Origin of the sequence: Pseudomonas sp. LSJ-87 (assembly GCF_032971465.1) — a bacterium.
In the GTDB taxonomy this organism is placed as follows: Bacteria; Pseudomonadota; Gammaproteobacteria; order Pseudomonadales; family Pseudomonadaceae; genus Aquipseudomonas; species Aquipseudomonas putida_Z.
The window spans coordinates 27,779-47,654 of sequence record NZ_JAWJYQ010000033.1 but is presented as its reverse complement, the minus strand read 5'-3'; the positions used below and the strand labels follow the sequence as shown (position 1 = coordinate 47,654).

Sequence of the window (19,876 nt, the reverse complement as noted above, 5' to 3'; positions counted from 1 at the left end):
GCACTCAGCCCCACTCAATCCCTGTGCGTGCGACTGGCGGGGTAGATCAAAGGTTCAGCTGCTGCCCGCCGCCTTGTCCCGTGCAAGCCATTCAGCCATGGAAGCATCCTCAAGCGCGTACTCTCCGCGATTGGCCTTCCATACCAGCTCCTTGTCACGCAGGGCATCGAGGGCCTTCTGGACGCTGGTCGTGCTGGCGTTGATTTCCGCCCGGGCCTGCTCTAGCTTACGGCTCACATCCCCCAGGGTTTGCTCGGTAAATGGCGAAAACGGCTGCCGGCCCAACGTGCGCTCGGCCATTACCTCAAGCACTGCCTGTTGCAAGGCTGACAGGTCGTTCCAGGCGCTTTCGTAGTCACTCCAAACGCCCGCCTGATGATTGAGCGCCCCTGTGCGCAGTAATTCACCCAGGTTGCCCGCCTCACCCAGGCCCACGCTCACTTCGGCCAACAGCTTGTTGAGCATTTCAGGGCGGCGCCCGACCAACTCGAAAGCGTACACAAGGTCCTCGACCTTGAACTGGTTGCTGGCGGCCAGGCGCCGGTTCCACAAATCAGTGATGAACTCGACATACTCACGCCCCAGCAAGGGGAATGGCGTGATGCTGGCCCCAAAGAAGGGTTGCTTGCTCTTGAGCACCAGGTTGGCCAGCTTGTCGCGGCTGGAGCCAGTGAACACCAGACGCAAGCCGTCCGGGCGGTCGCCACGGTTGAGGTGGTCACGCGCGGCTTTCAGCGCAAACATCGCATTCAGGCCATCTTCGCTGTTGAGGGCATGCTGGGCCTCGTCGATGATCAGTACCACCATCTGCCCCGACACTTGATGCAACACGGCAAGTGCCTGAGCCAAGGTAGTCCCCTCAGGCAGTTGCGGGCGAGTAAAATCCCAGCTGAGGGTACGCAGCAGGTTTATCTTGTCGATACCGGCCTTTTTCGCAGCCTTGGCCAGCGCACCTTCGAAGCTGCCCAGCGCAGCACCGATGGCGCCACTGATGAGTTCTGCCGGCGCGGCGTCGCGGTCCGACCACAGGTCGACGTAGACCGGTAGCCAGCCGCGCTGTACGCATTCCGGAATGAAGTCGTTGTTGAGGAAGGTGCTCTTGCCCGTACGTCGGGGCGCGGCGAGGAACATGCCCGAGCTGTAATCGACCAGCGACTCGCCGGCCAGGTCTTGGCCCAGAGCCTTGGCCAACTGATCACGACGTAGAAGCGGGCGGATGGGTGACATGCAATTACCCTCAATTATCTTGATGACTATAATTTATAGCCTACAAGATAAAACCCGATAAATCACCCATTCAGCCACATCACCGACGTGATCCAGATCCGGCAGCCAGCCGCTAAATTTGCCATCATGTTGATTCCACCTGCGGAGATCATGGACATGCCGCTACGCCCCCTATTCGCCGCCTTGCTGCTGGCCGCCAGCCTCACCGCCCAGGCCGCCACCGAGGTATTGCCGCTACAACACCGCAGCAGCGCCGAACTGCTGCCCGCCGCCCAGGCCTTCATCGGCAAGGATGGCACGGTCAGCGCCTTCGAGAACAAGCTGATCGTCAACGCCAGCCCCGAGCGCATCGACGACCTGCGCACCCTGCTGCAACAGCTGGACACCGCACCCAAGCGCCTGTTGATCAGCGTCGACAACAACGACAGCAACTTCCAGGACAACCGTGGCAACGCACGTGTCATCCACTACGGCACCAGCAACCGTGACGGCGGCATGCAGCAGATTCAGGCCAGCGAAGGCCAGCCGGCGCTGATTCAGGTTGGCCAGAGCATCCCGATCACCAGCACCAGCACCGACGGCTACGGGCGCATCCAGAGCAACACCGAATACCGCAACGTGACCCAGGGTTTCTACGTCACGCCCAGCTTGAGCGGCGATACGGTTCGTCTGCAAATAAGCACCAATAATGACAGCATCAGCCAGGAACGTGCTGATGTAGTGAAAGTGCAAAGCACCGACACGACAATCACCGGCAAGCTCGGAGAATGGATCACCCTGGCCGGCTACAACCAGCAGAGCCAAGCCGACCGTAGCGCGTCAAGCCACAGTTACAGCACCCAACGGGGTGAAAACATGACTTTGCGTGTCAAAGTCGACCTTCTCGACTGATCCCAGGCAATTCAAGGCCTCGACCAAAGGCCTTGAAACTGACTGCCAAGTCGCATTAGACCAAAGATGTAGTAAGTGAAAAAAACCACTACAAAACATTTGACAGGGTCTTTTTCCCAAGGGCATGATGGCCTCGCTCCCGCTAATCAGGGGCCCTGGCAAGGGCCTTCGAGGCGCACTCCTCCCACCCCTGGAGGCGTCTCGTGTCTATACGGCCCACAAGGCGGTTCGACGGGATTGCGACTGCAACGAAGAAGTTGTCCCGAGGGACGGAAGCGCATCACCGCAGTACTGGCAATCGCGTAGCACCGCAGCAAGGCAACCACGAGCCAACCTGCCGGAGCACCCTTTCGCCTGGCCTGCACACCCTTCCCCTTCGAGCCTTCGCGTTCGCCGCCGCACTCCTGCGAACAGGACAGCCGCCAGCTCCTGATCTGCTCCGAGCATCAGCACAATTACCCCAAGATCGATGCGACGAGGTTTATTTCCATGGCACTGACACGCGAACAGCAAATTGCAGCCCTCGAGAAAGACTGGGCCGAGAACCCGCGCTGGAAAGGCGTGACCCGTACCTACACCGCCGCTGATGTCGTTCGCCTGCGTGGCTCCCTGCAGCCGGAGCACACCCTGGCCCGCCTGGGTGCAGAAAAACTGTGGAAGCTGGTCACCGAAGGTGCCCACCCGTCCTTCCGCCCAGAAAAAGATTTCGTCAACTGCATGGGCGCCCTGACCGGCGGCCAGGCAGTGCAGCAGGTCAAGGCCGGCATCCAGGCCATCTACCTGTCCGGCTGGCAGGTTGCCGCCGACAACAACTCGGCCGAGTCCATGTACCCTGACCAGTCGCTGTACCCGGTCGACTCGGTACCGACCGTGGTCAAGCGCATCAACAACGCCTTCCGCCGCGCCGACCAGATCCAGTGGAAAGCTGGCAAGAACCCGGGCGACGATGGCTACATCGACTACTTCGCACCGATCGTGGCCGACGCCGAAGCCGGTTTCGGTGGCGTACTGAACGCCTACGAGCTGATGAAGAACATGATCGAAGCAGGCGCCGCCGGCGTGCACTTCGAAGACCAGCTGGCCTCGGTGAAAAAATGCGGCCACATGGGTGGCAAGGTGCTGGTACCGACCCAGGAAGCCGTGCAAAAGCTGGTGGCCGCGCGCCTGGCAGCTGACGTATCGGGCGTGCCGACCATCATCCTGGCCCGTACCGACGCCAACGCCGCCGACCTGCTGACCAGCGACTGCGACCCGTATGACCAGCCGTTCGTGATTGGCGAGCGCACCCGTGAAGGCTTCTACAAGGTACGCGCCGGCCTCGACCAGGCCATCGCTCGCGGCCTGGCCTACGCGCCGTACGCCGACCTGATCTGGTGCGAAACCGCCAAGCCGGACCTGGACGAAGCCCGTCGCTTCGCCGAAGCGATCAAGAAGGAGTACCCGGACCAGATCCTGTCGTACAACTGCTCGCCTTCCTTCAACTGGAAGAAGAACCTGGACGACGCGACCATCGCCAAGTTCCAGCGCGAGCTGTCGGCCATGGGCTACAAGCACCAGTTCATCACCCTGGCCGGCATCCACAACATGTGGCACGGCATGTTCAACCTGGCGCACGACTACGCCCGCAACGACATGACCGCCTACGTGAAGCTGCAGGAGCAGGAATTCGCTGACGCCAACAAAGGCTACACCTTCGTGGCGCACCAGCAGGAAGTGGGCACTGGCTACTTCGACGACATGACCACCGTGATTCAGGGTGGCGCATCGTCGGTGACTGCACTGACCGGTTCGACCGAGGAAGAGCAGTTCCACTGATAGTGGGTTGCTGTTGAAGAAAGGCCCGAGCCTTGCTGAAGCCCCGGGCCTTTCTTTTTGGTCTGTATCACACCCTTCAAGGACAACAGGTTAGCGCCGAACATGTGGGAGCGGCCTTGCGTCGCGAAAGGGCCGCAAAGCGGCCCCGGCAATCTTGCGATGATGCATAAATCCCGGGGGCGCTTCGCACCCCAATCGCGACGCAAGGCCGCTCCCACAGGAGAAATCGCGCCTGTCGGTAGTACCTCAGTGCTTCATGCCCAGCTCCGCATCATCCATCAGCGCCTTGGCCATCGCGCTCAGATAGTGGGCGGCCCAGATCATCATCGGTTTCTCATCCATCAGGCCGGTGATGGTCAGTTCGCGCACGTAACCCATCAATTCCGAGGACTGCTCGCGGGCGTCTCGACAGGGAATGCCTGGTTCGATGCGGAACAGTGGGTGGGTGCCGTTTTCGCCTTGGTAGAACGTGGTCTTGCCGACAGTGAATTGGGTGTCTTCTGTGGTCATTTTTGAATCCCCTGAAAATTCTCGACTGCCTGGACGGGCCCTTTCGCGGGTAAACCCGCTCCCACAGGGACTGTGCAAGCCTTGAAGACTGAGGTGATCCTGTGGGAGCGGGTTCACCCGCGAAGAGGCCCGCCCAGACAACACATCACTCAAGCCTCAGTGCAAAGTCCGAGGCTCTGCGGACATCTGCACCTGGATCACTGCCGACTCAAGCAAAGCCCGCAGCGCCTCAAGCTCATGCATCGAGGTCATCATCAGGATCGACGCCGGTGATTTGGGCTGCAGCAGCAAGGCCTGATGCACCACGGTCGCCGCGCACAGCGCGTAGTCGGTGGCCTGGATCAGGGTGTCTTCGAGGGAATGGGGGTTGTGGGGTGGATCGGGGACAACTTTCAGCATGACTCGCTCCTTTCTTTCCTGTTTGGCTACCATCCGCCCGCTGTCAAACGGTTGGGTGGCAGCTATGCGCGGGTTGACAGACCGGTGGAAAGAAAGAAAGACCGGCGCACGCGAGCGTGCCCACACGCACAGCCGCCATTGAGGCAAAGCGAGTGCACCTTCTTTCAATTCCGGCCTGTCAAAGCCGTGTCGTTGATGTGCAACGACACGCCGAGACTAGAGCGCTGCCACAACAGCCGCAACGGAAAAAAGGCGACAGGAGTATGTTTGGGAAATGGCCTACATGGAAGGGGACAAATCTGTTTTATGCCGCACTTCGGCAGCGCCTGCACCGGCCTATTCGCGGGTAAACCCGCTCCCACAGGGCCTGTGTAAGTCTTGATGACTGTGGTGATCCTGTGGGAGCGGGCATGCCCGCGAAAGGGCCGGTACAGGAGGAAGCAAAACCCACGATCAGGTCTATGCTTGAGGCAGCACAGCCGCAAGGACCGCCCATGCTTCGTCCAAGCCACCTGATGATTCTCGCCCTGGTCGCCGCCGCCCTCTATATATATGCACTGGCCAGCGACAACACCCTGCTCGCCCTGCTGGCCAAACCGATCCCGGTACTGGCCCTGATCGCCTGGCTGCGCAGTGTTCCCGCCACACCTTATCGCCGCTGGATCACCCTCGGCCTGGCATTCTCGGTACTCGGCGACATCCTGCTGGCCATCCCCGCCGACCTGTTCGTGTTCGGCCTGGCTGCCTTCCTCTGCGCCCACCTGGCCTACCTGCGCGCCTATTGCAGCCAGACCCTGCGCCCAGCCCTGCCCGCACTGCTGCTGAGCGCCATCACCGGTATCACTTTGCTCGGCGTACTGGCCAGCCACGGCCTCGGCCCGCTACTGATCCCGGTCGTGCTCTATGCCTTGGCCATCAGCGCCATGCTCTGGCGCGCCTTGGCCTGCGGCGGGCTCGCCGCGCTCGGCGCCTGCCTGTTCGTGCTCTCCGACAGCCTGATCGGTATCGACCGCTTCGTCAGCCCGTTCGCCGCCGCGCCGTACCTGATCATCCTCACCTACTGGCTCGGCCAGTGGGCGATCGCTTCATCAGCCAGTCATCGATCAATCGATAAAGTATTGACCCAGGGCGGGGCAAGCGGCGTCGGAAGCTGCTAGAACAGGCGTTTTTCGCATTTGCAAGTAGGGGGAATCGCCAGATGAACTTTACAAGACGCAGAACAGGGAAATTATCAGGCACCAGGTCAAATGATATCAATTATCATTACGAAACTTGCAATTCGTTACCCGTCGCAAGAAACATAATTAACAAAACCGCACGCAATGCCCGAATCTCAAGGCTTTCAGCCAGTTACAAGCGGCTTTTGTACTTAATCCTACGAATAAATTTGCGACAGAAATTTTACTTGCACGGGGTTTACCCATAAAATCAGCGCGATTGATTCAGCTGCGACATTTGGTCACTGCATGTGCGACACCAAGTCGCCGCTCTACACTTATTTCAGACTGCAGAGCTGGGTCTCTGTATAAGGATCTCTAGCATGTCCGATTCGGCAGGACTCATCGCCCACAACTGGGGCTTTGCCATCTTCCTCCTGGGTGTCGTCGGCCTGTGCGCCTTCATGCTCGGCCTGTCCAGCCTGCTCGGTAGCAAGGCCTGGGGCCGCGCCAAGAACGAACCCTTCGAATCCGGCATGCTGCCCGTCGGCAGCGCCCGCCTGCGCCTGTCCGCCAAATTCTATCTGGTCGCGATGCTGTTCGTGATCTTCGATATCGAAGCCCTCTTTCTCTTTGCATGGTCTGTGTCCGTCCGCGAAAGCGGCTGGACCGGATTCGTCGAAGCACTCGTTTTCATAGCAATTCTGTTGGCTGGTCTTGTCTACCTATGGCGCGTCGGGGCACTTGATTGGGCTCCCGAAGGTCGCCGCAAGCGGCAAGCGAAGCTGAAACAATGAGGCTTTGGCATGCAATACAATCTCACCAGAATCGATCCGGATGCGCCCAACGAGCAGTACCCGGTCGGTGAACGGGAAACCGTCACCGATCAACTGCTGGAGGACCAGGTCCACAAGAACATCTTCATGGGCAAGCTTGAAGATGTGCTGCGTGGCGCGGTCAACTGGGGTCGCAAGAACTCCCTCTGGCCGTACAACTTCGGCCTGTCCTGCTGCTACGTGGAAATGACCACGGCCTTCACGGCACCCCACGACATCGCCCGCTTCGGCGCCGAAGTCATCCGGGCATCGCCGCGTCAGGCCGACTTCATGGTCATCGCCGGTACCTGCTTCGTGAAGATGGCGCCGATCATCCAGCGCCTGTACGAGCAGATGCTCGAGCCGAAATGGGTCATCTCCATGGGTTCGTGCGCCAACTCCGGCGGCATGTACGACATCTACTCGGTCGTTCAGGGGGTCGACAAGTTCCTCCCCGTGGACGTCTATGTGCCTGGCTGCCCGCCACGCCCTGAGGCTTTCCTGCAAGGCTTGATGCTGCTGCAGGAGTCGATCGGCCAAGAACGACGCCCGCTTTCCTGGGTTGTTGGTGATCAAGGTATTTACCGTGCCGAGATGCCAGCCCAGAAAGACCTGCGTCGTGAGCAGCGCATTGCAGTAACCAACCTGCGCAGCCCCGACGAAGTCTGATCCAGCGACCTGCCGCCCGCTCCCCTGGAGCCGGCGGCCTGGCTTCATTCTTAACGTTGACCCAAAGCGACCGAGACCATGACAGCGGACAACGCTATTTTCATTCCGCCCTACAAGGCTGACGACCAGGATGTGGTCGTCGAACTGCACAACCGTTTTGGCGCCGAAGCATTCGTCGCCCAGGAAACCCGCACCGGCATGCCCGTGCTGTGGGTCAAGCGCGAGCAGCTCAAGGAAGTGCTCAGCTTCCTGCGCGGCGTGGCCAAACCGTACAGCATGCTGTACGACCTGCACGGCGTCGACGAGCGCCTGCGCACCCAGCGCCGCGGCCTGCCAGCTGCCGACTTCAGCGTGTTCTACCACCTGCTGTCGATCGAGCGTAACAGCGATGTGATGATCAAGGTGTCGCTCAGCGAAGGCGACCTGAACCTGCCGACCGTGACCGGTATCTGGCCGAACGCCAACTGGTACGAGCGCGAAGTCTGGGACATGTTCGGCATCGACTTTGCCGGCCACCCGCACCTCAGCCGCATCATGATGCCGCCCACCTGGGAAGGCCACCCGCTGCGCAAGGACTACCCGGCCCGCGCCACCGAGTTCGATCCCTACAGCCTGACCCTGGCCAAGCAGCAGCTTGAAGAGGAATCGGCACGCTTCAACCCGGAAGCCTGGGGCATGAAGCGCCAGGGCGCCAACGAGGACTACATGTTCCTCAACCTCGGCCCCAACCACCCTTCCGCGCACGGTGCGTTCCGTATCGTCCTGCAGCTGGACGGTGAAGAGATCGTCGACTGCGTACCGGACATCGGCTACCACCACCGTGGCGCCGAGAAAATGGCCGAGCGCCAGTCCTGGCACAGCTTCATCCCCTACACCGACCGCATCGACTACCTCGGCGGGGTAATGAACAACCTGCCGTACGTGCTCGCGGTCGAGAAGCTGGCCGGCATCAAGGTGCCACAGAAGGTCGACACCATCCGCGTGATGCTGGCCGAGTTCTTCCGTATCACCAGCCACCTGCTGTTCCTGGGTACCTACATCCAGGACGTCGGCGCCATGACCCCGGTGTTCTTCACCTTCACCGACCGTCAGCGCGCGTACACCGTGATCGAAGCGATCACCGGCTTCCGCCTGCACCCGGCCTGGTACCGCATCGGTGGCGTCGCCCACGACCTGCCACGCGGCTGGGACAAGCTGGTCAAGGACTTCGTCGAATGGCTGCCCAAGCGCCTCGACGAGTACGAAAAGGCTGCCCTGCAGAACAGCATCCTCAAGGGCCGTACCATCGGCGTTGCCGCGTACAACACCAAGGAAGCCCTGGCCTGGGGTACCACCGGTGCCGGCCTGCGTGCCACCGGTTGCGACTTCGACCTGCGTAAAGCCCGCCCCTACTCCGGCTACGAGAACTTCGAGTTCGAAGTACCGCTGGCCCACAACGGCGATGCCTACGATCGCTGCATGGTCCGTGTCGAAGAGATGCGCCAGAGTATCCGCATCATCGACCAGTGCCTGCGCAACATGCCGGAAGGCCCGTACAAGGCGGATCACCCGCTGACCACGCCGCCGCCGAAAGAGCGCACCCTGCAGCACATCGAAACCCTGATCACGCACTTCCTGCAAGTCTCGTGGGGCCCGGTCATGCCGGCCAACGAGTCGTTCCAGATGATCGAGGCGACCAAGGGCATCAACAGTTACTACCTGACGAGCGATGGCGGCACCATGAGCTACCGCACCCGGATCCGTACCCCGAGCTACCCGCACCTGCAGCAGATCCCTTCGGTGATCAAAGGCAGCATGGTCGCCGACCTCATTGCGTACCTGGGCAGTATCGACTTCGTTATGGCTGACGTGGACCGCTAAGCATGAACAGCACGCTTATCCAGACAGACCGTTTCGCCCTGAGCGAAACCGAGCGCTCGGCCATCGAGCACGAAATGCATCACTACGAGGACCCGCGCGCGGCGTCCATCGAAGCCCTGAAGATCGTCCAGAAGGAACGTGGCTGGGTGCCGGACGGCGCCATCCACGCCATCGGCGAAGTACTGGGTATCCCGGCCAGCGACGTCGAAGGTGTCGCCACCTTCTACAGCCAGATCTTCCGTCAGCCGGTCGGCCGCCACATCATCCGCGTGTGCGACAGCATGGTCTGCTACATCGGCGGCCATGAATCCGTGGTCAGCCAGATTCAAAGCGAACTGGGCATCGGCCTGGGCCAGACCACCGCCGACGGGCGCTTCACCCTGCTGCCGGTATGCTGCCTGGGCAACTGCGACAAGGCCCCGGCGCTGATGATCGACGACGACACCTTCGGTGACGTGCAGCCGGCTGGCGTTTCCAAACTGCTGGAGGGTTACGTATGACCATTACTTCCTTCGGCCCGGCCAACCGCATCGCGCGCACGGCCGAAACCCACCCGCTGACCTGGCGCCTGCGTGACGACGGCGAGCCAGTCTGGCTTGCCGAGTACGAATCGAAGAACGGCTACGCTGCCGCCCGCAAGGCGCTGGCGCAGATGTCGGCCGACGACATCGTGCAAAGCGTCAAGGACTCCGGCCTCAAGGGCCGCGGTGGTGCGGGCTTCCCCACTGGCGTGAAGTGGGGCCTGATGCCCAAAGACGAATCCATGAACATCCGCTACCTGCTGTGCAACGCGGACGAAATGGAGCCGAACACCTGGAAGGACCGCATGCTGATGGAGCAACAGCCCCATCTGCTGGTCGAGGGCATGCTGATCAGCGCCCGCGCCCTGAAGGCCTACCGTGGCTACATCTTCCTGCGTGGCGAATACACCACCGCAGCGAAAAACCTCAACCGCGCCATCGAGGAAGCCAAGGCCGCCGGCCTGCTGGGCAAGAACATCCTCGGCAGCGGTTTCGATTTCGAGCTGTTCGTGCACACCGGTGCCGGCCGCTACATCTGTGGTGAAGAAACCGCACTGATCAACTCGCTGGAAGGCCGCCGCGCCAACCCGCGCTCCAAGCCGCCCTTCCCTGCCGCCGTTGGCGTGTGGGGCAAGCCGACTTGCGTGAACAACGTCGAAACCCTGTGCAACGTCCCGGCCATCGTCGCCAACGGCAACGACTGGTACAAGTCGCTGGCCCGCGAAGGCAGCGAAGACCACGGCACCAAGCTGATGGGCTTCTCCGGCAAGGTGAAGAACCCGGGCCTGTGGGAACTGCCGTTCGGCGTCACCGCCCGCGAACTGTTCGAAGACTATGCCGGCGGCATGCGCGACGGTTTCAAGCTCAAGTGCTGGCAGCCAGGCGGCGCCGGTACCGGCTTCCTGCTGCCCGAGCACCTCGACGCGCAGATGTACGCCGGCGGCATCGCCAAGGTCGGCACCCGTATGGGTACCGGTCTGGCCATGGCGGTGGACGACAGCATCAACATGGTTTCGCTGCTGCGCAACATGGAAGAGTTCTTCGCCCGCGAGTCGTGCGGCTGGTGCACTCCATGCCGTGACGGCCTGCCGTGGAGCGTGAAGATGCTGCGCGCACTGGAAAAAGGCCAGGGCCGCGCCGAAGACATCGAGACGCTGCTGGGCCTGGTCAACTTCCTCGGCCCTGGCCGTACCTTCTGTGCTCACGCACCAGGTGCCGTCGAGCCGCTGGGCAGTGCCATCAAATACTTCCGCTCGGAATTCGAGGCAGGTGTCGCTCCAGCTGGTGCTGGCGATGCGCTGCGTCCGAACCTGGCGAAGCCGATCGTGGTCGGCGCATAACAAGATGATTAGGCGGGTGGTCCGTGCCACTCGCCAGCTTGGCGGCAGGCCCGAGAAATCGTGGCGTGTCACAAGCTCACCGATTTCCATTAGCCACGCCCGCTCACGCGGGCCAACGAAGAACTTTGAACAATGGCCACTATCCACGTAGACGGCAAAGCGCTCGAAGTCAACGGTGCAGACAACCTGTTACAGGCCTGTCTGTCGCTCGGCCTCGACATCCCTTATTTCTGCTGGCACCCGGCGCTTGGTAGCGTTGGCGCCTGCCGGCAGTGCGCGGTCAAGCAGTACACCGACGAGAACGACACCCGCGGTCGTATCGTCATGTCCTGCATGACCCCTGCCTCCGACGGCACCTGGATCTCCATCGACGATGAAGAGTCCAAGGCGTTCCGCGCCAGCGTCGTCGAATGGCTGATGACCAACCACCCGCACGACTGCCCGGTGTGCGAGGAAGGCGGTCACTGCCACCTGCAGGACATGACGGTAATGACCGGCCACAACGAGCGCCGCTACCGTTTCACCAAGCGTACCCACCAGAACCAGGACCTCGGCCCGTTCATCGCCCATGAGATGAACCGCTGCATCGCCTGCTACCGCTGCGTGCGCTACTACAAGGACTATGCCGGTGGTACCGACCTGGGCGTTTACGGCGCCCACGACAACGTGTACTTCGGCCGCGTCGAAGACGGCGTGCTGGAAAGCGAATTCTCCGGCAACCTGACCGAGGTCTGCCCGACCGGCGTGTTCACCGACAAGACCCACTCCGAGCGCTACAACCGCAAGTGGGACATGCAGTTTGCCCCGAGCATCTGCCACGGCTGCTCCAGCGGCTGCAACATCAGCCCGGGCGAGCGCTACGGCGAACTGCGTCGGGTGGAAAACCGCTTCAACGGTTCGGTCAACCAGTACTTCCTGTGCGACCGTGGCCGCTTCGGCTATGGCTACGTCAACCGCAAGGATCGCCCACGCCAGCCACACCTGGCCGACGGCACCAAGCTGGGCCTGGACGCCGCCCTGGACAAGGCCGCCGACCTGCTGCGCGGCCGTACCATCGTCGGTATCGGCTCGCCACGCGCCAGCCTGGAAAGCAACTACGGCCTGCGTGAGCTGGTCGGTGCCGAGTACTTCTACTCGGGCATGGAAGCCGGTGAACTGGCCCGCGTACGCCTGGCCCTGAACGTGCTGAACAACAGCCCGCTGCCGGTGCCGACCCTGCGCGACATCGAAGACCACGACGCCGTGTTCGTGCTCGGTGAAGACCTGACCCAGACCGCTGCCCGCGTCGCCCTGGCCGTGCGCCAGGCCACCAAGGGCAAGGCCGAGGCCATGGCCGAAGCGATGAAGGTGCAGCCGTGGCTCGACGCCGCCGTGAAGAACATCGGCCAGCACGCGCTGTACCCGCTGTTCATCGCTTCGCTGGCTGAAACCAAGCTGGACGACGTCGCCGAAGAATGCGTGCACGCCGCCCCGGCCGACCTGGCCCGCATCGGTTTCGCCGTGGCCCACGCCATCGACCCGAGCGCCCCTGCCGTAGAAGGCCTGGACGCCGAAGCGAAAGCCCTGGCCCAGCGCATCGCCGACGCCCTGGTCGCGGCCAAGCGCCCACTGGTCGTAGCTGGTACCTCGCTGGCCGACCCGGCGCTGATCGAAGCTGCCGCCAACATCGCCAAGGCGCTGAAACTGCGCGAGAAGAACGGCTCGCTGAGCCTGGTGGTGCCTGAAGCCAACAGCCTCGGCCTGGCCATGCTCGGTGGCGAGTCGGTCGATGCCGCGCTGGACGCGGTCATCAGCGGCAAGGCCGACGCCATCGTCGTGCTGGAAAACGACCTGTACGCCCGCGTACCGGCCGCCAAGGTCGATGCAGCCCTGGCCGCGGCCAAGGTAGTGATCGTTGCCGACCACTCGAAAACCCCGACTGTCGACCGCGCCCACCTGGTGCTGCCGGCCGCCTCGTTCGCCGAAGGCGACGGTACCCTGGTCAGCCAGGAAGGCCGCGCCCAGCGCTTCTTCCAGGTATTCGACCCGCAATACCTGGACAGCAGCATCCAGATCCACGAAGGCTGGCGCTGGATGCACGCCCTGCGTGCCACCCTGCTGAACAAGCCGGTCGACTGGACCCAGCTGGACCACGTCACCAGCGCCTGCGCCGAAGCCGCCCCGCAACTGGCCGGCATCGTCAACGCCGCGCCAAGCGCCGCGTTCCGCATCAAGGGCATGAAACTGGCCCGTGAGCCGCTGCGCTACTCCGGCCGTACCGCCATGCGCGCCAACATCAGCGTGCACGAGCCGCGTACCCCGCAAGACAAGGACACCGCGTTCGCCTTCTCCATGGAAGGCTACTCGGGTTCGGCCGAACCGCGCCAGCAGGTGCCGTTCGCCTGGTCGCCGGGCTGGAACTCGCCGCAAGCCTGGAACAAGTTCCAGGACGAGGTCGGTGGCCACCTGCGTGCCGGTGACCCGGGCGTACGCCTGATCGAATCGCAAGGCGACCGCCTGCACTGGTTCAACGCCATTCCGGGCGCCTTCAACCCGGCCCGTGGCACCTGGACTGCCGTACCGTTCTTCCACCTGTTCGGCAGCGAAGAAAGCTCCTCGCGCGCCGCACCGGTACAAGAGCGCATCCCGGCAGCCTACGTGGCCCTGGCCAAGTCCGAAGCCGACCGCCTGGGCGTCAACGACGGTGCCCTGCTGAGCCTGAACGTTGCCGGTGTGGCCCTGCGCCTGCCGCTGCGTATCAATGAAGAGCTGGGCGCTGGCCTGGTCGCGTTGCCGAAAGGCCTGGCCGGCATTCCGCCTGCCATCTTCGGTGCATCCGTCGAAGGTCTGCAGGAGGCAGCACAATGAGCTGGTTCACCCCCGAAGTGATCGATGTGATCCTGACCGTGCTGCGGGCCATCGTGGTCCTGCTGGCGGTGGTGGTCTGCGGCGCGCTGCTCAGCTTCGTCGAGCGCCGCCTGCTGGGCTGGTGGCAGGACCGTTACGGTCCGAACCGCGTCGGCCCGTTCGGCATGTTCCAGATCGCTGCCGACATGCTGAAGATGTTCTTCAAGGAAGACTGGAACCCGCCCTTCGTCGACCGCGTGATCTTCACCCTGGCACCGGTAGTGGCCATGAGCGCCCTGCTGATCGCCTTCGTGGTCATCCCGATCACCCCGACCTGGGGCGTCGCCGACCTGAACATCGGCCTGCTGTTCTTCTTCGCCATGGCCGGCCTGTCGGTCTACGCGGTGCTGTTCGCCGGCTGGTCGTCGAACAACAAGTACGCCCTGCTGGGCAGCTTGCGTGCCTCGGCACAGACCGTGTCGTACGAAGTGTTCCTGGGCCTGGCGCTGATGGGCGTGGTGGTGCAGGTGGGTTCGTTCAACATGCGCGACATCGTTGAATACCAGGCCCAGAACCTGTGGTTCATCATTCCGCAGTTCTTCGGCTTCTGCACCTTCTTCATCGCTGGCGTCGCCGTGACTCACCGTCACCCGTTCGACCAGCCAGAAGCGGAACAGGAACTGGCCGACGGCTACCACATCGAGTATGCCGGCATGAAATGGGGCATGTTCTTCGTCGGTGAGTACATCGGCATCATCCTCATCTCGGCGCTGCTGGTAACCCTGTTCTTCGGCGGCTGGCACGGCCCGTTCGGCATCCTGCCGCAACTGTCGTTCCTGTGGTTCGCGCTGAAGACCGCGTTCTTCATCATGCTGTTCATCCTGCTGCGCGCCTCGATCCCGCGCCCACGCTATGACCAGGTGATGGACTTCAGCTGGAAGTTCTGCCTGCCGCTGACCCTGATCAATTTGCTGGTGACCGCTGCGATCGTGCTCTACAACACGCCAGCCGTCGCGGCCCAGTGAGGATTTGACCCATGTTCAAGTATATCGGCGACATCGTTAAGGGCACCGGCACCCAGCTGCGCAGCCTGGCAATGGTGTTCTCCCACGGGTTCCGCAAGCGCGACACCCTGCAGTACCCCGAAGAACCCGTGTACCTGCCGCCGCGCTACCGCGGCCGCATCGTCCTCACCCGCGACCCCGATGGCGAGGAGCGCTGCGTAGCGTGCAACCTCTGCGCGGTGGCCTGCCCGGTCGGCTGCATCTCGCTGCAGAAGGCCGAGACCGAGGACGGCCGCTGGTACCCGGAGTTCTTCCGCATCAACTTCTCGCGCTGCATCTTCTGCGGCCTGTGTGAAGAAGCGTGCCCGACCACCGCGATCCAGCTGACTCCGGATTTCGAAATGGCCGAGTTCAAGCGTCAGGACCTGGTGTACGAGAAAGAAGATCTGCTGATCTCCGGCCCCGGCAAGAACCCTGACTACAACTTCTACCGTGTTGCCGGCATGGCAATCGCTGGCAAGCCGAAGGGCTCTGCACAGAACGAAGCCGAGCCGATCAACGTGAAGAGCTTGCTCCCATAAGGACAGAAAGATGGAATTCGCTTTCTACTTCGCATCCGGGATCGCCGTGGTCTCCACCCTTCGGGTGGTGACCGGCACCAACCCCGTGCACGCCTTGCTTTACCTGATCATTTCGCTGATTTCCGTGGCCATGATCTTCTTCGCCCTGGGTGCGCCGTTCGCCGGCGCCCTGGAAGTGATCGCCTACGCCGGCGCCATCATGGTGCTGTTCGTGTTCGTGGTGATGATGCTCAACCTCGGGCCGGCTTCGGTCGCCCAGGAACGGGGCTGGCTCAAGCCCGGTATCTGGGCCGGGCCGGTGATCCTCGCCGCCCTGCTGCTGCTGGAGCTGCTGTACGTGCTGTTCGTCACCCCGAGCGGCGCCGGCATCAGCGGTACCACCGTGGGCCCGAAAGAAGTCGGCATCAGCCTGTTCGGCCCCTACCTGCTGGTGGTCGAACTGGCTTCGATGCTGCTGCTGGCCGCGGCCGTCACCGCCTTCCACCTGGGCCGCAACGAGGCGAAGGAGTAAATCATGGGTGCTATCCCTCTCGAGCATGGTCTGGCAGTCGCCGGCATCCTGTTCTGCTTAGGTCTGGTTGGCCTGATGGTCCGCCGCAACATCCTCTTCGTGCTCATGAGCCTGGAAGTCATGATGAACGCCTCTGCCCTGGCGTTCGTCGTCGCCGGTGCCCGTTGGGTCCAGCCCGACGGCCAGGTGATGTTCATTCTGGTGATCAGCCTGGCAGCCGCCGAGGCCAGTATTGGCCTGGCCATCCTGCTGCAGCTGTATCGCCGCTTCCACACTCTCGACATCGATGCTGCCAGTGAGATGCGCGGATGAACCTTCTCTTCCTGACTTTCGTCTTCCCCCTCGTCGGCTTCCTGCTGCTGTCGTTCTCGCGCGGGCGGTTCTCGGAGAACCTGTCCGCCCTGATCGGCGTCGGCTCGGTAGGCCTTTCGGCCGCCACCGCCGCCTACGTCATCTGGCAATTCAACGTCGCCCCGCCTGAAGGCGGCGCGTACAGCCAGCTGCTGTGGCAGTGGATGTCGGTGGACGGCTTCGCGCCGAACTTCACCCTGTACCTGGACGGCCTGTCGGTCACCATGCTCGGCGTGGTCACCGGTGTCGGCTTCCTGATCCACCTGTTCGCCTCCTGGTACATGCGTGGCGAAGCCGGCTACTCGCGCTTCTTCGCGTACACCAACCTGTTCATCGCCAGCATGCTGTTCCTGGTGCTGGGCGACAACCTGCTGTTCATCTACTTCGGCTGGGAAGGCGTGGGCCTGTGCTCGTACCTGTTGATCGGTTTCTACTACAGCAACCGCAACAACGGTAACGCGGCACTCAAGGCATTCATCGTCACCCGTATCGGCGACGTGTTCATGGCCATCGGCCTGTTTATCCTGTTCGTCCAGCTGGGTACCCTGAACGTGCAGGAGCTGCTGGTGCTGGCCCCGCAGAAGTTCCAGGCTGGCGACACCTGGATGGTGCTGGCAACCCTGATGCTGCTGGGTGGTGCGGTCGGTAAATCGGCCCAGCTGCCACTGCAGACCTGGCTGGCCGACGCGATGGCCGGCCCTACTCCGGTCTCCGCACTGATCCACGCGGCAACCATGGTGACCGCGGGCGTGTACCTGATCGCCCGTACCAACGGCCTGTTCCTGCTGGCGCCGGACATCCTGCACCTGGTAGGCGTGGTCGGTGGCGTGACCTTGGTACTGGCCGGCTTCGCCGCGCTGGTACAGACCGACATCAAGCGTATCCTCGCCTACTCGACCATGAGCCAGATCGGCTACATGTTCCTGGCCCTGGGCGTTGGCGCCTGGGACGCGGCGATCTTCCACCTGATGACCCACGCCTTCTTCAAGGCCCTGCTGTTCCTTGCCTCCGGTGCGGTGATCGTTGCCTGCCACCACGAGCAGGACATCTTCAAGATGGGCGGCCTGTGGAAGAAACTGCCGCTGGCCTACGCCAGCTTCTTGGTCGGTGGCGCTGCCCTGGCTGCACTGCCGATCGTGACCGTGGGCTTCTACTCCAAGGACGAAATCCTCTGGGAAGCCTTCGCCAGCGGCAACACCGGCCTGCTGTACGCCGGCCTGGTCGGTGCGTTCATGACCTCGCTGTACACCTTCCGCCTGATCTTCATCGCCTTCCACGGCGAAGCCAAGACCGAAGCCCACGCTGGCCACGGCATCAGCCACTGGCTGCCGCTGGGCGTGCTGATCGTGCTGTCGACCTTCGTCGGCGCCTGGATCACCCCGCCGCTGGCAGGTGTGCTGCCTGAAAGCGCCGGCCACGCCGGTGGCGAAGCCAAGCACGCGCTGGAGCTCACTTCGGGCGCCATCGCCATCGCCGGTATCCTGCTGTCGGCCCTGCTGTTCCTGGGCAAGCGCCGCTTCGTCAGCGCCGTCGCCAACAGCGGTATCGGTCGTGTCCTGTCGGCCTGGTGGTTCGCCGCCTGGGGCTTCGACTGGATCTACGACAAGCTGTTCGTCAAACCTTACCTGCTGATCAGCCACATCCTGCGCAAGGACCCGGTTGACCGCAGCATCGGCCTGATCCCTCGCCTGGCTCGCGGCGGCCACGTCGCCATGAGCAAGACCGAGACCGGCCAGCTGCGCTGGTACACCGCTTCGATCGCCGTTGGCGCAGTGCTGGTACTCGGCGCTGTGGTAGTGGCCGCGGTATGACCATGAACCTTGCGAACCTTGCGACCCTGCAAAAGGAAACGAACCCGTCATGATTTTGCCTTGGCTGATCCTGATCCCCTTCATCGGCGGCTTCCTGTGCTGGCTGGGTGAGCGCTTCGGCGCCACCCTGCCGCGCTGGATCGCGCTGCTGACCATGTCCCTGCTGCTCGGCATCGGCCTGTGGCTGTGGGGTAACGGCGACTACACCCTGGCCCCCGCTCCGGGCGCCGAGCCTGCCTGGGCCCTGGAATACAAAGTCCAGTGGATCCAGCGCTTCGGCATCAGCATCCACCTGGCCCTCGACGGCCTGTCGCTGCTGATGATCCTGCTCACCGGCCTGCTCGGTGTGCTGTCGGTACTGTGCTCCTGGAAAGAGATCCAGCGTCACGTCGGCTTCTTCCACCTCAACCTGATGTGGATCCTCGGCGGCGTGGTCGGTGTGTTCCTGGCCCTGGACCTGTTCCTGTTCTTCTTCTTCTGGGAAATGATGCTGGTGCCGATGTACTTCCTCATCGCGCTCTGGGGTCACAGCTCGTCGGACGGCAAGAAGACCCGGATCTACGCGGCGACCAAGTTCTTCATCTTCACCCAGGCCAGCGGCCTGATCATGCTGGTGGCGATCCTCGGCCTGGTGCTGGTCAACTACACCAACACCGGCGTGATCACCTTCAACTACAGCGACCTGCTCAAGGCCGAACTGCCAGCCGGTACCGAGTACCTGCTGATGCTGGGCTTCTTCATCGCCTTCGCGGTGAAGCTGCCGGTGGTGCCGTTCCACTCCTGGCTGCCTGACGCTCACGCCCAGGCACCGACCGCAGGCTCCGTGGACCTGGCCGGTATCTTGCTGAAGACTGCGGCCTACGGCCTGCTGCGCTTCGCCCTGCCGCTGTTCCCGAACGCCTCGGCAGAGTTCGCGCCAATCGCCATGACCCTGGGCCTGATCGGTATCTTCTACGGTGCCTTCCTGGCCTTCGCGCAAACCGACATCAAGCGCCTGGTCGCCTTCTCCAGCGTCTCGCACATGGGCTTCGTACTGATCGGTATCTACTCCGGCAGCCAGCAGGCCCTGCAAGGCGCGGTGATCCAGATGCTGGCCCACGGCCTGTCCGCTGCCGCGCTGTTCATCCTGGCCGGCCAGCTGTACGAGCGCCTGCACACCCGTGACATGCGCCAGATGGGTGGCCTGTGGCACCGCATCGCCTACCTGCCAGCCATCAGCCTGTTCTTCGCCGCCGCCTCCCTGGGCCTGCCCGGTACCGGCAACTTCGTCGGCGAGTTCCTGATCCTGATCGGCAGCTTCGCCAGCGTGCCGTGGATCACCGTGATCGCCACCACTGGCCTGGTGTTCGGTTCGGTGTACTCGCTGATCATGATCCACCGCGCCTACTTCGGCCCGGCCAAGACCGACACCGTGCTGGCCGGCATGGACGGTCGCGAGCTGATCATGGTCCTGGGTCTGGCGGTACTGCTGATCCTGCTGGGCGTGTATCCGCAGCCGTTCCTCGACACCTCTGCCGCCACCATGAGTGGTGTGCAGCAGTGGCTCGGTTCCGCTTTCACTCAACTCGCTTCGGCCCGGTAAGAGCGC

Annotated in this window: 18 protein-coding genes; 15 read left to right on the top strand and 3 right to left on the bottom strand. The window is 62.7% G+C overall.

Translation table 11 applies throughout. The annotated features are described in order from the left end of the window. Positions 1-54: 54 nt before the first annotated feature. Positions 55-1,227 carry a hypothetical protein gene (locus RYH74_RS19580; protein WP_286100217.1) on the bottom strand — a complete coding sequence of 391 codons (1,173 nt, stop codon included), beginning with the start codon at positions 1,225-1,227 and terminating at the stop codon, positions 55-57. A 126-nt stretch (positions 1,228-1,353) separates the two neighbouring features. On the opposite strand from RYH74_RS19580, the gene RYH74_RS19575 reads away from it, so the two are divergent. Next, positions 1,354-2,118 carry a secretin N-terminal domain-containing protein gene (locus tag RYH74_RS19575; protein WP_317409949.1) on the top strand — a complete coding sequence of 255 codons (765 nt, stop codon included), beginning with the start codon at positions 1,354-1,356 and terminating at the stop codon, positions 2,116-2,118. Between the two features lie 489 nt (positions 2,119-2,607). After that, complete coding sequence (gene aceA / locus RYH74_RS19570; protein WP_013973380.1) at positions 2,608-3,933, top strand: isocitrate lyase; 1,326 nt, start codon at positions 2,608-2,610, stop codon at positions 3,931-3,933. Between the two features lie 246 nt (positions 3,934-4,179). On the opposite strand, the gene RYH74_RS19565 is transcribed toward aceA, so the two are convergent. Together RYH74_RS19565 and RYH74_RS19560 are read right to left on the bottom strand one after the other, a co-directional pair. After that, on the bottom strand, positions 4,180-4,443 hold the full coding sequence (locus RYH74_RS19565) for a DUF3077 domain-containing protein (protein WP_023660664.1): 264 nt from the start codon (positions 4,441-4,443) through the stop codon (positions 4,180-4,182). Positions 4,444-4,599: 156 nt separating this feature from the next. Next, positions 4,600-4,842 carry a hypothetical protein gene (locus tag RYH74_RS19560; protein WP_317409948.1) on the bottom strand — a complete coding sequence of 81 codons (243 nt, stop codon included), beginning with the start codon at positions 4,840-4,842 and terminating at the stop codon, positions 4,600-4,602. Positions 4,843-5,336: 494 nt separating this feature from the next. On the opposite strand from RYH74_RS19560, the gene RYH74_RS19555 reads away from it, so the two are divergent. The 13 genes from RYH74_RS19555 to nuoM all read left to right on the top strand — a co-directional run bounded on the left by RYH74_RS19555 (position 5,337) and on the right by nuoM (position 19,870). Continuing rightward, the gene (locus tag RYH74_RS19555) at positions 5,337-5,999 is read left to right on the top strand and encodes a lysoplasmalogenase (RefSeq protein WP_084785232.1); all 663 of its coding nucleotides are present in this window, start codon (positions 5,337-5,339) and stop codon (positions 5,997-5,999) included. 383 nt (positions 6,000-6,382) lie between these two features. Next, entirely contained in the window at positions 6,383-6,796 is a 414-nt protein-coding gene (locus tag RYH74_RS19550) for an NADH-quinone oxidoreductase subunit A (protein WP_003251427.1), read from the top strand. A 9-nt stretch (positions 6,797-6,805) separates the two neighbouring features. Further along, positions 6,806-7,483, top strand: a complete 678-nt coding sequence (locus RYH74_RS19545) for a NuoB/complex I 20 kDa subunit family protein (protein ID WP_003251429.1) — start codon at positions 6,806-6,808, stop codon at positions 7,481-7,483. 78 nt (positions 7,484-7,561) lie between these two features. Continuing rightward, the gene (gene nuoC, locus RYH74_RS19540) at positions 7,562-9,343 is read left to right on the top strand and encodes an NADH-quinone oxidoreductase subunit C/D (protein ID WP_013973384.1); all 1,782 of its coding nucleotides are present in this window, start codon (positions 7,562-7,564) and stop codon (positions 9,341-9,343) included. 2 nt (positions 9,344-9,345) lie between these two features. Further along, positions 9,346-9,843 (top strand): NADH-quinone oxidoreductase subunit NuoE, encoded by a 498-nt coding sequence (gene nuoE / locus RYH74_RS19535; RefSeq protein WP_003251433.1) that lies wholly within the window; start codon positions 9,346-9,348, stop codon positions 9,841-9,843. Then, positions 9,840-11,204: an NADH-quinone oxidoreductase subunit NuoF gene (nuoF, locus tag RYH74_RS19530; RefSeq protein WP_025339923.1), complete on the top strand. Its 1,365-nt coding sequence runs from the start codon at positions 9,840-9,842 to the stop codon at positions 11,202-11,204. The genes nuoE and nuoF overlap by 4 nt, the downstream gene beginning before the upstream one ends. A 132-nt stretch (positions 11,205-11,336) precedes the next feature. Beyond that, on the top strand, positions 11,337-14,051 hold the full coding sequence (gene nuoG / locus RYH74_RS19525) for an NADH-quinone oxidoreductase subunit NuoG (RefSeq protein ID WP_075045810.1): 2,715 nt from the start codon (positions 11,337-11,339) through the stop codon (positions 14,049-14,051). Next, positions 14,048-15,055, top strand: coding sequence for an NADH-quinone oxidoreductase subunit NuoH (nuoH, locus tag RYH74_RS19520; protein WP_003251440.1), 1,008 nt, complete (start codon positions 14,048-14,050; stop codon positions 15,053-15,055). The genes nuoG and nuoH overlap by 4 nt, the downstream gene beginning before the upstream one ends. 11 nt (positions 15,056-15,066) lie before the next feature. After that, on the top strand, positions 15,067-15,615 hold the full coding sequence (nuoI, locus tag RYH74_RS19515) for an NADH-quinone oxidoreductase subunit NuoI (protein WP_003251442.1): 549 nt from the start codon (positions 15,067-15,069) through the stop codon (positions 15,613-15,615). Between the two features lie 10 nt (positions 15,616-15,625). Then, positions 15,626-16,126, top strand: coding sequence for an NADH-quinone oxidoreductase subunit J (gene nuoJ / locus RYH74_RS19510; RefSeq protein WP_003261007.1), 501 nt, complete (start codon positions 15,626-15,628; stop codon positions 16,124-16,126). Between the two features lie 3 nt (positions 16,127-16,129). Beyond that, the gene (gene nuoK, locus RYH74_RS19505) at positions 16,130-16,438 is read left to right on the top strand and encodes an NADH-quinone oxidoreductase subunit NuoK (RefSeq protein ID WP_003251446.1); all 309 of its coding nucleotides are present in this window, start codon (positions 16,130-16,132) and stop codon (positions 16,436-16,438) included. Then, a complete protein-coding gene (gene nuoL, locus RYH74_RS19500) occupies positions 16,435-18,288 on the top strand; it encodes an NADH-quinone oxidoreductase subunit L (protein ID WP_317409947.1) in 1,854 nt (617 codons plus the stop codon). Before nuoK ends, nuoL begins: the two co-directional genes overlap by 4 nt. A 49-nt stretch (positions 18,289-18,337) precedes the next feature. Continuing rightward, positions 18,338-19,870 carry an NADH-quinone oxidoreductase subunit M gene (nuoM, locus tag RYH74_RS19495; protein WP_015271056.1) on the top strand — a complete coding sequence of 511 codons (1,533 nt, stop codon included), beginning with the start codon at positions 18,338-18,340 and terminating at the stop codon, positions 19,868-19,870. Positions 19,871-19,876 lie beyond the last annotated feature (6 nt).

Excerpts from the sequence above, each read along its gene's own strand:
- nuoK (WP_003251446.1), top strand. The coding sequence starts at position 16,130 with ATGGGTGCTATCCCTCTCGAGCATGGTCTGGCAGTCGCCGGCATCCTG.
- RYH74_RS19555 (WP_084785232.1), top strand. The coding sequence starts at position 5,337 with ATGCTTCGTCCAAGCCACCTGATGATTCTCGCCCTGGTCGCCGCCGCC.
- nuoL (WP_317409947.1), top strand. The coding sequence starts at position 16,435 with ATGAACCTTCTCTTCCTGACTTTCGTCTTCCCCCTCGTCGGCTTCCTG.
- nuoH (WP_003251440.1), top strand. The coding sequence starts at position 14,048 with ATGAGCTGGTTCACCCCCGAAGTGATCGATGTGATCCTGACCGTGCTG.
- RYH74_RS19545 (WP_003251429.1), top strand. The coding sequence starts at position 6,806 with ATGCAATACAATCTCACCAGAATCGATCCGGATGCGCCCAACGAGCAG.
- nuoC (WP_013973384.1), top strand. The coding sequence starts at position 7,562 with ATGACAGCGGACAACGCTATTTTCATTCCGCCCTACAAGGCTGACGAC.
- nuoF (WP_025339923.1), top strand. The coding sequence starts at position 9,840 with ATGACCATTACTTCCTTCGGCCCGGCCAACCGCATCGCGCGCACGGCC.
- nuoJ (WP_003261007.1), top strand. The coding sequence starts at position 15,626 with ATGGAATTCGCTTTCTACTTCGCATCCGGGATCGCCGTGGTCTCCACC.
- aceA (WP_013973380.1), top strand. The coding sequence starts at position 2,608 with ATGGCACTGACACGCGAACAGCAAATTGCAGCCCTCGAGAAAGACTGG.
- RYH74_RS19565 (WP_023660664.1), bottom strand. The coding sequence starts at position 4,443 with ATGACCACAGAAGACACCCAATTCACTGTCGGCAAGACCACGTTCTAC.
- nuoG (WP_075045810.1), top strand. The coding sequence starts at position 11,337 with ATGGCCACTATCCACGTAGACGGCAAAGCGCTCGAAGTCAACGGTGCA.
- nuoI (WP_003251442.1), top strand. The coding sequence starts at position 15,067 with ATGTTCAAGTATATCGGCGACATCGTTAAGGGCACCGGCACCCAGCTG.
- RYH74_RS19575 (WP_317409949.1), top strand. The coding sequence starts at position 1,354 with ATGTTGATTCCACCTGCGGAGATCATGGACATGCCGCTACGCCCCCTA.
- nuoM (WP_015271056.1), top strand. The coding sequence starts at position 18,338 with ATGATTTTGCCTTGGCTGATCCTGATCCCCTTCATCGGCGGCTTCCTG.
- RYH74_RS19560 (WP_317409948.1), bottom strand. The coding sequence starts at position 4,842 with ATGCTGAAAGTTGTCCCCGATCCACCCCACAACCCCCATTCCCTCGAA.
- RYH74_RS19550 (WP_003251427.1), top strand. The coding sequence starts at position 6,383 with ATGTCCGATTCGGCAGGACTCATCGCCCACAACTGGGGCTTTGCCATC.
- RYH74_RS19580 (WP_286100217.1), bottom strand. The coding sequence starts at position 1,227 with ATGTCACCCATCCGCCCGCTTCTACGTCGTGATCAGTTGGCCAAGGCT.
- nuoE (WP_003251433.1), top strand. The coding sequence starts at position 9,346 with ATGAACAGCACGCTTATCCAGACAGACCGTTTCGCCCTGAGCGAAACC.